Raw genomic sequence first — 13501 nt, 5'->3', positions numbered from 1 at the left:
CTTTTTTAGTTGATGGTGCGCTTTGTTGAATAACATCAAACGACTGCGAGGTTAAGCGATGGAAAATTATCATGCTTGGGTATCACCAAAAGCCAAGATGGGAGCATTTACTTCGATCCAACAGGCTTTGGATGCAGCGCCACAAGATGATTCTTTATATCGTATTTATCTGGCGGCAGGAGAGTACCAAGAGTCTTTTTCTATCTCGCGAGATCATGTTGAGATCATAGGTGCGGGAAAAGACAAAACTCATATTTATGAATCTATATGTGCCGGTATGCTGAAAGATTCAGGGAAACTGGTGAGTACACTTGGCAGTCGAATTGTTGCAATAAATGCTCAGCAAGTCTCTGTAAAGCACCTTAGCATCTCAAATCGTTGGGATTATATCGCCAATGTCAAAAAACAAGTTTCTGACTCAACTAAAATTCATCACCCTCAAGCGGTTGCTTTATTGTTAACGGAAAATAGTAAAGATATTCAGCTTGAACACCTGTGCCTTGATAGTTTTCAAGATACTTTTTGTACCTTAGGCGGAAAAAGTCAGCTGAAGCAGTGTGTGATTAAAGGCAACATAGATTTTATATTTGGTTCAGGCCATGCGTTATTTGAAAAGTGTGAGTTGGTTTGTAAGGCGTACCCAACCACCTCAAAGGTAATGGGTTATGTGTCAGCACCCAGTACTTCAAAGCTAAATGAAGTTGGTTTGGTTTTTCTACGATGTAGTGTTGTTCGTGAAAATATTGATGTTAAAGTGGGTTCTTATGCATTAGGTCGGCCTTGGCATCCGACCAAAGATTTCCATGATGGCCGTTATGCTGATCCTGATGCGATAGGCTATGCCGCTTTTATTGAGTGTTATTTGGATGATCATATCTATGGTTGGGATAAGATGCATGGTCTGGATAAAAACGGCGACAAACGCTTTTTTTATCCAGACACCGACGCAAGATTTTATGAGAGGAATAATACCGGCCCGGGAGCACAACGCAGAGCCTAAATTTCGTATTTGTGAACCTGAAATAGTAGAGGTTAGTACTTTCCAGGCAATTTAATTTCTCCTGTTACACTATGCCTGATCCGCTTGAATTTGGGTCAATAGGACGTTGCTTAGCACATCTTTGGCGATATTTACTGTGTCGATAACATGCAATGGGGTCTATGGCTCCACCTTTTTGTTGTCTGGCCATTTGCAGTATTGGCTCGACATCTAGGTTATATGCTGCTTTTAGAGTAGCTTGTGCCATCATGGGGTCATTATCTTCTTGATACTGAGATAGTGCTTGGCGGTCGACAAGTAAGCTTTTTACAAAAGCACGTTGTACTTCAGCTGCACTGTACATCAGACTCTCTATGGGATCGGTTACATTGTGCGACTGATCCAACATATAGAAAGGGCTGTAAGCAGGATTTTGAGCGCGTATGTTGGTTAATTCGTTGAAAATTAAGAACAACTGATAGGGATTGATTGACCCGCTGTCTAAATCATCATCGCCGTATTTACTGTCATTAAAGTGGAAACCACCTAACTTACCAAATTGTGCTAGCCGACTAACGATCATTTCTATATTAACGTTTGGCGCATGGTGCCCTAAATCCACCAAGGATAAACAGCGTTCGCCGGTTTCTTTGGCGGCCAGATAGTTGCTGCCCCAATCTTGAATCACAGTTGAGTAAAAGGCTGGCTCAAATATCTTATGTTCTAGCAACATGTTCCAATCATTAGGTAAGCTGTTATAAACCGTCTTGATGCTGTCTAAATAATGACTAAAGCTGTTTTTGAAATCCTGTTGACCCGGAAAGTTAGAACCATCTCCTACCCAGACAGTTAGTGCTTTCGATCCAAGTTTTTGACCCAATTCCACCACATCAATGTTATGAGCAATGGCTTGTTCACGCACTGCTTTATTGGTGTGTGTCAAGCTACCAAATTTATATGACTCCTTCTGACCAATTTGATCTTGGAACGTATTGGAGTTCATTGCATCGAAATGCAGGCCATATTGCTCAGCATATTGTCGTAGTTCCTTTGGGTCCTTTGGTCTGTCCCAAGGAATGTGTAATGAGACTGCTGGTGTGGCTTGAGAAAGTTGCTGAATAACTGAGCAATCATCGAGCTTTTCAAAAATATTACGAGGTTCACCTTGGCCTGGAAAGCGAGCGAAACGAGTTCCGCCTGTGCCGACGCCCCAAGAAGGAAGGGCGACTGAAAACTGTTTTGCTTGCTCTAAGATGGTGTCAATTTGAATACCTGAACGGCCTAACTTCTCTGCAAGTGCGTTGTAATCTGTGTTTAGTGCCGATGCTGTTTTAGTGTTTTGTTCTTGTAACAAGTTTTGATCAATTAATAGAGTCATGATCGAATCCTTTTATCTTTCTTATTTAGTCGGTTCTTGTTCAATGTTATTTATTAATGTGTTAGCGAGTAAAGGATGGCGCGTGACCCGCATCCACATTAAGAATGTTGCCAGTGGACTTAGCAGAGGCGGCTGAGGCAAAGAAGTAGATGGCCTCTGCAATGTCCTCTGGTAGCACGTTCAGTTTTAACATACTGCGTTGACGATAGTGCTCTTCCAGATCATCTGTTGACAGTTGATAAGCACTTGCTCTCTCTTCTTTCCATTTACCGGTCCAGATTTTTGAACCGCGCAGAACCGCGTCGGGGTTTACCACGTTAGAGCGAATGCCAAGAGGTGCGCCTTCAAGCGCAACACATCGAGAAAGCTGGATTTCCGCTGCCTTAGCGACACAATAGGCACTAGCATTGGCAGAGGCAACCAAACCATTTTTACTGGCGATAAACACCATATTGCCGCCCATGTTTTGCTGTTTAAGCAAGCTAAAGGCTTCTCGTGCAACTAGGAAATACCCTGTTGATAAAATGCTTTGATTTTTATTCCATAGTTCAAGCGAGGTTTCTTCTAGCGGGGCAGAAGAGGCAATGCCAGCATTGGAGACCACTATATCCAAGCCGCCAAACGCAAGAGCACAGTGTTTTACTGCTTGAACAACATCCTCTTCCTGAGTCACATCCATTTTGATGCTTGCAGCGCAATCTTTGCCAAATTCGTTGGACAATTCATTTTTAGCAACGGTCAATGCTTCTTCATCAATGTCCATCAGTACGATGTTGGCACCTTCTGTTGCGAGTCGTTTTGCGGTTGCTAAACCAATGCCACCAGCGCCGCCTGTGACCAAGGCAATGTGACCCGCTAAGGATTTGGGCTTCGGCATACGCTGCAATTTTGCTTCTTCTAACAGCCAATATTCAATATCAAAGGCCTCTTGTTCAGGTAAGCCAACGTATTCACTAACACTATCGGCGCCGCGCATTACATTAATGGCATTCACGTAAAATTCACCGGCAATTCGTGCTGTGGCTTTGTCTTTTGCAAAGGACAACATACCGACCCCTGGAATCAAATAAATGACAGGGTTTGGGTCGCGCATGGCTGGACTGTTGTCGTGTTTACAGCGTTGATAGTACCCGGCGTAGTCATCACGATAATCAGCCAAGCTTTTATCTAGGGACTTGATGACTTCATCCAAGTTATCTTTTTGAGGGTCATAAGCCACCACAAAAGGGCGGATTTTGGTTCGTAAGAAATGATCTGGACAAGAAGTGCCTAATTTTGCCAGACGATCCAAATCCATAGAGTTAACAAACTGTAGTACTTCATCGCAAGCATTGAAGTGACCAATTTGACGTTGTTTTTTACTGGTTTTGCCGCGAATCAGTGGCATTAAGCGGGCAACAACTTGACGACGCTTGTCTTCAGACAAAGAGGTAAATCGTTCGCCACCAAATGTGGCTTTGCCAGCACTTTTTTGTTCTAACCAGCTTTGTGCTTTGTTAATGATGTTTAATGAATTGAGGTAGCATTCTTTGTTATCGTTAGCCCAGGTAAATAGTCCGTGACTTTCAAGTACCACACCTTTCAGATGTGGATTCTCCGTGGCAATTTTATGTAAGTCCATGCCCAGTTGGAATCCAGGACGGCGCCAAGGAAGCCAGCCAATTTCACCGTTAAAAATTTCCTTTGTAAGTTGTTGGCTATTTTTGCTTGCAGCAATAGCAATTACTGCATCTGGATGCAGGTGGTCAACATGCAGATAAGGCAAATAGGCATGCAAAGGCGTATCGATACTTGCCGCTCTGCTATTCAGGTTGAATGTACAATGGGGAAGATACGCGACCATTTCGTCTTCAAATTCGACACCACGATAAAGTGGCAAAAGCTGATTCAGTTTATCCATATAAAGTGTTGAGAAACCTTCCAGCCCCATGGAGCCAATATCCCCTCCAGAGCCTTTGACCCACAAAACAGAAGTAGTTTGTCCTGTCAGTGGGTCATTCATTTGAAGTTTGGCTGAGGTATTGCCGCCACCGTAATTCGTCACGCGCATGTCAGAACCAAGCAAGTTTGATCGATATTGCAATAATTCTGGCTCAGACATTAGGGACGCATCCGCATCGTTCCAAAGATTGGCTAGTAAATTAGTAGACATGGTTTAACCTCAAGTATTGTCTCGTTTATTGGCCTAGAGTCTTGTTCGAATAGGCAGATAAAACGCAGACTTAAATTTTATTTTTGTTATGCACAACCAGCGGGTTAGAATGATCGATAGCTTTCATACTAAAACAAAAACAATCATTATCAAGCATTATTTATCTTTTATTTCTATAATTTGATTAAATTTGCTTGATAATGATTGAAAATTAATTATATTGAATACCGAGGATGATCAATGCACGAAATTGAAAGGCACAGAGTTATCCTGTCAGAAGTAGAGGCTCGACCCATTGTGACGGTGACGCACCTAGCAGATGTGCTAGGTGCATCCGAAGCTACAGTGCGAAGGGACATTGCTTCTCTAGATCAGGAAGGAAAGTTGCGACGAGTGCGAGGAGGGGCTGAGGCCATCAATCCACCTTCGGATGTCAGTTTGCTTGGGCGACCATATTCAGTCAGTCAAACGATGAATATGGAGGTAAAGCGGAGCATAGCAAAAGCGGCCGTAGAATTATTGTCGGACAATATGTCGATTATGATCAGTGGTGGGACAACCACCGCGGCTATGTCTGAGTATATGCGAAGTTTGAAGTTACAAGTGTTGACGAACTCGTTTTCGATTGCGGATCAATTGATAAAAAAGAGCAAATGTAGCGTCACAGTGCCGAGTGGAAAAATTCACCGGGAACAGAACATTATTTTGAGTCCGTTTCCGAGTGATATTTCCAATCATACCTACGCAGACATTCTTTTTATCGGTGCATATGGTGTGAATTCTCATGGTGTAATGGAGACAGATCCGCAAATCGTACAAGCGGTGATGAAACTGATCAATCGAGCCAATCAGCGGGTGCTTTTGGTTGATAGTTCAAAGTTTCAAAACCGATCAAGTATGGTCATTTGTCCTCTGTCTCAAATAGACATCGTCATTACAGACGATGGCATAGATAACAAGAGTAAAGAAGTGATTCAATCGGCAGGTTGTCGTTTGATCATAGTGGAAAAACAAAAACAATAAACCGCGTCTCATACTTGGCAATATCTGATTGTGTGGTGATGAGCGCGCTCTTGGAGATAATTATGAAAACGAAACTCATCACTGTGTTGCTGGCTTGTGCTACTTTATTTACTTCTGGTGCGTATGCTGCCGATCAGGTTCGCGTTGCGCTCTTAGTAAAGGCTTTGGGAATTGGCTTTTTTGAAGCGGCTTATCGTGGCGCGGAAGAGGCCAGCAAAGAACTTGGCGATGTTGAAATTATATATACAGGCCCAACGTCAACCACGGCGGAAGGCCAGATTGAAATCATCAATTCTTTAATCGCTCAACGTGTTGATGCCATTGCTGTGTCAGCAAACGATGCTGATGCTTTAGTGCCCTCCCTAAGAAAAGCTCAACAACGTGGTATTAAAGTCATTTCTTGGGATTCAGGTGTTGGTAAAGCCGGTCGACAAATTCATCTAAACCCTTCTAGTAATAGTTTGATTGGCGAAATGAACGTACAACTTGCCGCTGATGCCATTAAAGTGAAAGGCAAATCTTCAGGTACTTTTGCCATCCTAAGTGCGACCCCTACTTCGACCAACCAGAATATCTGGATTGATGAAATGAAAAAGTCTCTTAGTAAATTCCCTAATTTAACATTGGTTGATACGGTTTATGGTGATGACTTGGCGGATAAAAGTTTCCGTGAAGCAACCGCTTTGATTAAAAATTATCCAGACCTAGACGTCATCGTAGCACCTACCACAGTAGGTATCTTGGCGGCAGCACAAGCTGTGAGTGACATGGGTTTGACTGGTAAAGTCTATGTCACAGGGTTAGGTTTGCCCTCAGAATTAGCGGGCCATGTACAGAGTGGCGCCATTCACAGTTTCGCCATTTGGAATCCAATTGATCTAGGTTACTCGGCCACTATGCTTGCTTACAATCTGGTAAAAGGTGAGGGTAGCAAAACTCAAGTGCCAATGGGACGTATGGGAACACTTGAAGTTGACAGCAATGGTGACGGTGCGATGGCAAAACCTTTTGTTTACGACGCGTCTAACGTTGATCAATTCTCTTCTATTTTCTAGTTGGCTCGAAACGTCTTTCCAGCCTCCCTATTGAACTGGGAGCTGGAAAGTTTGTCTTTTCTCTTTGAGCATACAAGAGAGAGACCTAGGATGAGGCGATAACTCATTCACAAATTTCATAATGAATAACAATAAGAGCAGCCGTTATGAACGATGCAATTTTTAGCCTGAAAAAGGTGAGTAAGATTTTTCCTGGTGTGAAAGCACTGGATGGTGTTGATCTTCACCTTTACCCCGGTCAAGTTACCGCACTGATTGGAGAAAATGGCGCGGGTAAATCGACCCTAGTGAAAACCATGACGGGCATTTATCAGCCTGATGGTGGGGAGATTATCTTTAACGGCCAGCCTGTACAGTTTCATTCTCCTCATGATTCTCATGCTTTGGGCATTACAGCGATTCATCAGGAAACCATTTTGTTTGATGATTTAACGGTGGCAGAGAATATTTTTCTTGGTAATTATCCGATGAAAAAGGGACGGTTTGCTCGACACTTAGCCATTGATTGGCCTTCAATGTTTACAGGTTCCGAAGAAATATTGTCTGCAATCAAAGCTGAAATAGATCCAAGGCAAATCTTAAGAGAACTGAGCATTGGCCAGAAGCACATGGTGGGGATTGCCCGTGCTTTGTCTATTGATGCCAAAGTAGTGATCTTAGATGAGCCAACGGCGGCCTTGTCTCACCATGAGATTCAAGAATTGTATGAACTCGTGAATACCCTAAAACAACAAGGGAAAGCGATACTCTTTATTACTCATAAATTTGATGAAATTTTTACCTTGGCGGATCGATACACGGTATTTCGTGATGGTTGTTACGTAGCAGAAGGACTCATTGAGGATACTAATGAAGCGGCCTTAGTCGAGATGATGGTAGCCCGAAGTATCGAAGCCACTTATCCGAAAAAACAGGTAGAGATAGGCGAAACATTGTTAGAAGTGAGTCATTTGTGTCATGCCACCGAGTTCGACAACATCAGTTTCAGTTTGAAAAAAGGTGAAATCCTTGGTGTTTATGGTCTAGTGGGTTCGGGGCGGACTGAAGTGATGCAAGCCCTGTTTGGCACCACTCAATATCTTTCTGGTAGCGTCAAAATGAATGGAGAAGAAGTGACCATTCACTCACCTAAGGAAGCTATAGATAATGGAATTGTGTATGTGCCAGAAGAGCGCCAGCAACAAGGTGTCGTGCTGGAATTGCCCATTTATCAGAACGTCAGTTTGCCGCAAATGAAAGGCTTAGTGAAACAAGGTCAAATAGATCAAGAAAGTGAGATGCGCTTGGCTCGTCAATATTGTGAGCGTTTACAAGTAAAAGCCTCTAGTTGGAATGAGAAAGTCATGAATTTGTCCGGTGGGAATCAACAAAAGGTGGTGATTGCCAAATGGCTTGCTACCAATCCTAAAGTCATCATTCTGGATGAACCAACCAAGGGGATCGATATCGGCTCGAAAGCCGCCGTACATGAATTTATGTCTGAGCTGGTAGAAGCTGGTTTGTCGGTGATTATGGTGTCGTCCGAATTACCAGAAATTTTGGGCATGTCAGACCGAGTTTTGGTCATGAACGAAGGTTTAATAGTTGGTGAATTGTCACGGCTGGACGCCACACCAGAAAAGGTGGTTGCCATGGCGACCGGAGGTAGTTTGGCATGTTAAAGCGGTTTGTTTATTCTCGCGAAGGCATATTGAGCCTGATTGTATTGGCGATGTTTTTTAGTGTCGGGGCGATTAGTCCAGACTTTATTAGCCTCTCGAACAGTATTGGTATTTTTAACGATACCGCCATTTTGATCATGCTGGCGTTAGGTCAAATGCTGGTGATATTGACCCGTTGTATCGACCTTTCCGTTGCGGCCAATGTGGCCTTTACCGGTATGCTGGTGGCAATGGTGAATCAGGCGTTTCCTGACATCAATATGGCTTTTTTGATTCTCTTATCTTTGGTAGTGGGGGCTTTTTTAGGAGCCATCAATGGTTTGTTTGTTTGGTTATTAAAAGTCCCTTCCATAGTCATTACCCTTGGCACCATGAGTATTTATCGTGGTGCGACATTTTTGTTATCGGATGGGGCTTGGGTGAATTCTCACCAAATGAGTGAATCTTTTATTGGGCTGCCTCGTTATGAGGTTTTGTCGATACCTGTATTGTGCTGGACAGCAATAGCCCTGATTATTCTGGCTTTCTGGACGATGAAATTCAGTGTATGGGGGCGCAATTTCTATGCTGCGGGCGGTAATCCAATGGCGGCTTTTTATTCTGGGGTAAACGTAGGTAAAGTGCAATTTTACGGGTTTTTAGTGTCTGGAACCTTAGCGGGGTTGTGTGGCTATTTTTGGGTCTCACGTTTTGCTGTGGCTTATGTGGATGTGGCAAATGGATTTGAGTTGCAGGTCATTGCCGCATGTGTAATTGGTGGTGTCAGCATTGTTGGCGGGTTAGGTTCTGTCATCGGCTGTGTGATTGGAGCACTCTTTATCGGTGTGGTGAATAATGCTTTACCGATTATTGGTGTCTCGCCTTTTTGGCAAATGGCCATTTCAGGCACTGTTATCATTATTGCCGTTATTGCGAATGCCTCATCGAATAAAGAGAAAGCGCGCATTATCTTGCGTAAACCGGATCAAGCTTCCACTTCCCTGTCGGCACAATCACATTAAAAGAAAGAGTTTTATATGGACACAATAATAAAAAAATCCACAACACCAGATGCCCTTTCAACGAGTAGGTTACAAGCGCTCTTGCGTTGGGAGGCCTTCTTAATTCTGATTGTCTTTCTGGTATGCGTGATGAACTCCTATTTATCACCTTACTTTCTAGACCCATGGAATTTATCAGATGCGACCTTTAACTTTACCGAAAAAGCCTTAATCGCTTTACCGATGGCAATGTTGATTATTGCCAAAGAAATCGACATTTCTGTGGCGGCCATCATATCACTTTCCAGCACCTTAATGGGCTTAGTAGCGCAGATGGGGGCACCTATTTATATGGTGGTATTGGTGGGAGTGTTAGTGGGGGCTACTTGTGGTTTGTTTAATGGCGTTTTGGTGACGCAATTTAAGATCCCGTCCATTGTGGTCACAATTGGTACCATGAGTTTGTTCCGAGGCATTAGTTACATACTCTTGGGTGATCAAGTGGTTCGTGATTATCCAGATGGCTTTGAATTTTTTGGGCAGGGTTATGTGTATTGGGTGTTCTCGTTTGAGCTGTTGTTATTGGTTTTATTTGCCTTGCTGTTTTATTGGTTGTTACATCGTACCACCTTTGGCCGATACACCTATGCTATAGGGAATAATCCGACAGCGTCATATTATTCAGGTATAAAAGTCGATAAACATCGCTTAATTCTGTTTACCTTAGTTGGCGTTATGTCTGGCATTGCTGCGGTGTTATTAACATCTCGTTTAGGCAGCACACGCCCAAGTATCGCAATGGGGTGGGAACTCAGCATTATTACCATGGTTGTATTGGGTGGTGTAAGCATTCTCGGGGGCAGCGGTACTATTGGTGGCGTAGTCTTGGCGGCGGTATTAATGGGTATGGTGACTTTTGGAATGGGGTTGTTGAATATTCCAGGCATTGTGATGACTATCATTGTTGGTGTGATGTTGATTACGGTTGTGAGTTTGCCTGCTCTTATCTCTTTCTATAAAAATCGTTTGAGCAAAAAAGAGGTGCACCAGTCATGAGGTATGCTTCTGTAATGTACTTAAACCCAGGTTGCGAGAATGAGTACAAAAAACGTCATGACGAGCTATGGCCAGAATTAGCTGAACACTTGATGCAGCAAGGGCTGGAAAATTATTACATTCATTTTGATCAGAAGACGAATTGTTTATTTGCTTCGTTTGATGCAGATCAACTTGATACACAGGCCTTAGCGGCACATCCAGTAATGCAACGCTGGTGGGAATATATGGCGGATATTATGCAAACCAAAGCTTCTTCTTTTGAACCTGTTGCAGATCCGCTAAGGGAAATGTTTTGTTTTAATTTAATGACGTCCGAGAGAAAGCGAGTCGTGGCGGTTTTGGATATAGGTAAGACTAATATCAAGATTTGTCTTATGGATAGTCAATCCGGAGCATTGCTGCATATTGCAAAGACGACAAATCAAGTTCTTGATCAACCTCCTTATCCTCATGTGAATGAAGCGCTTATTTGGCAATGGATTCAAACAACATTTAGAGAGCTTTCTCAACAATTTGAAGTCAACAGTATTGCGATCACAACCCATGGAGCAACCATTGCCTGTTTATCGGAAAATAAATTGGCGATGCCAATATTAGATTATGAATATCAGGCTATTGAAGAGTTAAAAGAGGAATATAGGCAGATTCGTCCTCTATATAGTGAAACTTATAGCCCTCATTTACCACTGGGTTTGAATCTTGGCGCACAGTTATATTGGCTGCAAAATAAATACCCTGATTCCTTTTCAATGGTGGACTCTTTATTGCTTTATCCACAATATTGGGGATACAAGTTTACCGGAGTGAAAGTTTCTGAAGTCACGTCGTTAGGATGTCATACGGATTTGTGGAACCCCACCAGTTGCCAATATTCATCATTATGTGATGAGCAGAATTGGCATCACCTTTTTCCGGATTTATTAGAAACGGGAGCCAAATTAGGAACGATTCTACCTGAGTTAGCAGAAGCATTAGGATTACCGCTAAATTGTGTGATTTTTAATGGCATTCATGATTCTAACGCCTCTTTAGTGCCATATCTTGGTCAGCCCCGCGAAAAATTAACCGTTATTTCCAGTGGTACCTGGACTGTTTTGGCAACTATTAATGGTGAACTTGATTCTCTTTGTGAAAAGAAAGACATGTTGGCTAATGTAGATGCGTTTGGTAGAGCAACGCCCACCATGAGATTTATGGGGGGGCGAGAGTGGGAGGCTTTGCGTACCAGTCACCCGGCTTGTTCCGAAGATATTAGCTTTATACTTGAGCATGGAGTGATGGCAATGCCATCTTTTGCAGAGGGCGGCGGTCCTTTTAAAGAGCGAAATGGCTATATTATTGATCGAGATATCGAACTTACTGAGGAGCAGAGATCTGCTCTTGCAGACATATATGTCGCCTTAATGACAGATTATTGCTTAGATGAAATGGATTCGAGTGAAACGGTTATCGTGGAAGGGGCATTTAGTAACAACGCGCATTTTCTGACTTTATTAGCCAGTATGCGAGTAAATAATGAAATATATGCCTCCAGAGACGTAACAGGAACATCAGGAGGCGCAGCCTTGTTATCAAATAAAGGTCTAAAACTGAAAGGGCGTTTGAGCCTCGTTACTCAAGACGTTCAATTAAGACCTTTGTTGAATCTCTACAGACAACAATGGCGAGATTTATTGAAAACTAAGTACCATTAGGCATTTGGAGAAACGGGGATCTCTTCCGGGTTATCAAGTACTAGCCATTGTGCCAACTTGAGACGTAAATCGTCTACACCATCACCATTGAGCGCCGAGAAAGTTTGTACGGAACCATCGATGCCTTGTTCTTTGAGAACACGTTTGATGGATAGCATGGTGGATTTGGCAGGGCCGCGTTTAAGCTTGTCGGATTTGGTGAGCAATACATGTACCTTCATACCATTGGCTTTTGCCCAATCTAGCATCATTTCATCAAATTCTTTTAAAGGATGTCGAATATCCATCACCAACACCACACCACTTAATGAACGACGGTTCATTAAGTAATCTTGCATATGCGCTTGCCAGACTTTTTTCATCTCGATAGGCACTTTTGCAAAGCCATAACCGGGTAAATCGATCAAGCGTCTGTCATCTAGATTCAGTCCGAAACAGTTGATTAACTGAGTTCGTCCAGGGGTTTTTGATGTGCGAGCTAATTTTTTCTGACTCGTTAGAGTATTAAGAGCAGTAGATTTGCCTGCGTTAGAGCGACCTGCGAAAGCCACTTCTACCCCTTGATCAAGCGGACATTGGGAAAGCTTCTCCGCACTTTTAATGAAATAAGCCGATTGAAAAATGGAGTCGTAAGGAGTCATAAAATTGCTGTTTGCCGTTGGGTTGTTTTTAATACATTATCAGATGTCAGATTTAAGCTGCATATGATGCCAGCAAACGCCCTAAGTTGCCATGTAAAAGGCATTTGGTTGGCTTTAGAAGGCCCCATTGTTGTAAGTTTTGTGTAAACTTGCTGAAAAGGTAGAACCAATCAGGTTGCGTAGCATCGAAGTCTTTTATCTTTAAGTGCATGATGTTTCTAAAAGTTTCATTTATACGGTTAGGAGTTTGTTATGAAAAAGCTGTTTACAGCTCTGCTTTTTTCACTTTTGATGCCATTAACGGCGATGGCTGCCGGTTACACTGATGGTAATGGCTATACTGAGATTAAAAATCCGGTACGCACCAATGATCCAAATAAAATCGAAGTTACCGAAATCTTCTGGTATGGCTGCCCGCATTGTTACGCCCTTGAGCCATTGGTTCAGGCGTGGAAAAAAGACCTGCCAGCCGATGTGGATTTTCAATACATGCCAGCAGTATTTGGCCGTGGTTGGCTTGCTCATGCAAAAGCCTATTACATTGCAGATATCTTGGGTGTAGAAGATAAACTGCGTGCAGATTTGTTTAATGCTATCCATGTTGAGCATCGTCGTCTAAACTCAGAAGACGATTTGGCTGAGTTTTTTGCAAATTACGGTGTTAATGAAGACGATTTCCGCAAATTATTCGATTCGTTTTCCGTTAATAGCCGTTTAAGTCAAGCGGACGCTAAAATCCGAGCTTATGGTGCACGTGGCGTACCGGGCATTATTGTGAATGGCAAATATTTGGTGTCGGCTCAAACAGCCAATGGCAATGAGAATATTTTCAAAGTGGTCGATTTCCTAATCGACAAAGAACGTCAGAAATAATATGAG

At 42.8% G+C, this 13501-nt stretch carries 11 protein-coding genes; 8 read left to right on the top strand and 3 right to left on the bottom strand.

Annotated features, from left to right (window positions below):
• Positions 1–58: 58 nt before the first annotated feature.
• Positions 59–1000 (top strand): pectinesterase family protein, encoded by a 942-nt coding sequence (locus tag ABXS85_RS09455; RefSeq protein WP_353666279.1) that lies wholly within the window; start codon positions 59–61, stop codon positions 998–1000.
• 64 nt (positions 1001–1064) lie between these two features.
• Here the strand turns inward: ABXS85_RS09455 and rhaI are convergent, their stop codons facing one another.
• Complete coding sequence (gene rhaI, locus ABXS85_RS09450) at positions 1065–2357, bottom strand: L-rhamnose catabolism isomerase (RefSeq protein ID WP_353666278.1); 1293 nt, start codon at positions 2355–2357, stop codon at positions 1065–1067.
• A 61-nt stretch (positions 2358–2418) separates the two neighbouring features.
• A complete protein-coding gene (locus ABXS85_RS09445; RefSeq protein WP_353666277.1) occupies positions 2419–4509 on the bottom strand; it encodes a bifunctional rhamnulose-1-phosphate aldolase/short-chain dehydrogenase in 2091 nt (696 codons plus the stop codon).
• Positions 4510–4749: 240 nt separating this feature from the next.
• Between ABXS85_RS09445 and ABXS85_RS09440 the strand changes: the two genes are divergently transcribed.
• From ABXS85_RS09440 to ABXS85_RS09415, 6 genes are all read left to right on the top strand, one after another.
• Positions 4750–5532 carry a DeoR/GlpR family DNA-binding transcription regulator gene (locus tag ABXS85_RS09440; protein WP_353666276.1) on the top strand — a complete coding sequence of 261 codons (783 nt, stop codon included), beginning with the start codon at positions 4750–4752 and terminating at the stop codon, positions 5530–5532.
• A gap of 62 nt (positions 5533–5594) precedes the next feature.
• Positions 5595–6587, top strand: a complete 993-nt coding sequence (gene rhaS / locus ABXS85_RS09435; protein WP_353666275.1) for a rhamnose ABC transporter substrate-binding protein — start codon at positions 5595–5597, stop codon at positions 6585–6587.
• 146 nt (positions 6588–6733) lie between these two features.
• Positions 6734–8248, top strand: coding sequence for a sugar ABC transporter ATP-binding protein (locus ABXS85_RS09430; RefSeq protein ID WP_353666274.1), 1515 nt, complete (start codon positions 6734–6736; stop codon positions 8246–8248).
• A complete protein-coding gene (locus tag ABXS85_RS09425; protein WP_353666273.1) occupies positions 8242–9249 on the top strand; it encodes an ABC transporter permease in 1008 nt (335 codons plus the stop codon). Before ABXS85_RS09430 ends, ABXS85_RS09425 begins: the two co-directional genes overlap by 7 nt.
• Before the next feature lie 15 nt (positions 9250–9264).
• Entirely contained in the window at positions 9265–10284 is a 1020-nt protein-coding gene (locus tag ABXS85_RS09420; protein ID WP_353666272.1) for an ABC transporter permease, read from the top strand.
• Positions 10281–11981 (top strand): L-rhamnose mutarotase, encoded by a 1701-nt coding sequence (locus ABXS85_RS09415; RefSeq protein WP_353666271.1) that lies wholly within the window; start codon positions 10281–10283, stop codon positions 11979–11981. Before ABXS85_RS09420 ends, ABXS85_RS09415 begins: the two co-directional genes overlap by 4 nt.
• Here the strand turns inward: ABXS85_RS09415 and yihA are convergent.
• Positions 11978–12622 carry a ribosome biogenesis GTP-binding protein YihA/YsxC gene (yihA, locus tag ABXS85_RS09410; protein ID WP_353666270.1) on the bottom strand — a complete coding sequence of 215 codons (645 nt, stop codon included), beginning with the start codon at positions 12620–12622 and terminating at the stop codon, positions 11978–11980. The genes ABXS85_RS09415 and yihA overlap by 4 nt on opposite strands.
• A gap of 252 nt (positions 12623–12874) precedes the next feature.
• Between yihA and ABXS85_RS09405 the strand changes: the two genes are divergently transcribed.
• On the top strand, positions 12875–13495 hold the full coding sequence (locus ABXS85_RS09405) for a thiol:disulfide interchange protein DsbA/DsbL (protein ID WP_353666269.1): 621 nt from the start codon (positions 12875–12877) through the stop codon (positions 13493–13495).
• The last annotated feature ends 6 nt before the right edge of the window (positions 13496–13501 follow it).

It is taken from the genome of Marinomonas sp. THO17, from assembly GCF_040436405.1.
GTDB lineage: Bacteria > Pseudomonadota > Gammaproteobacteria > Pseudomonadales > Marinomonadaceae > Marinomonas.
Note: the sequence above shows the minus strand (reverse complement) of the source record. Positions and strands in the feature narration are given on the sequence as shown.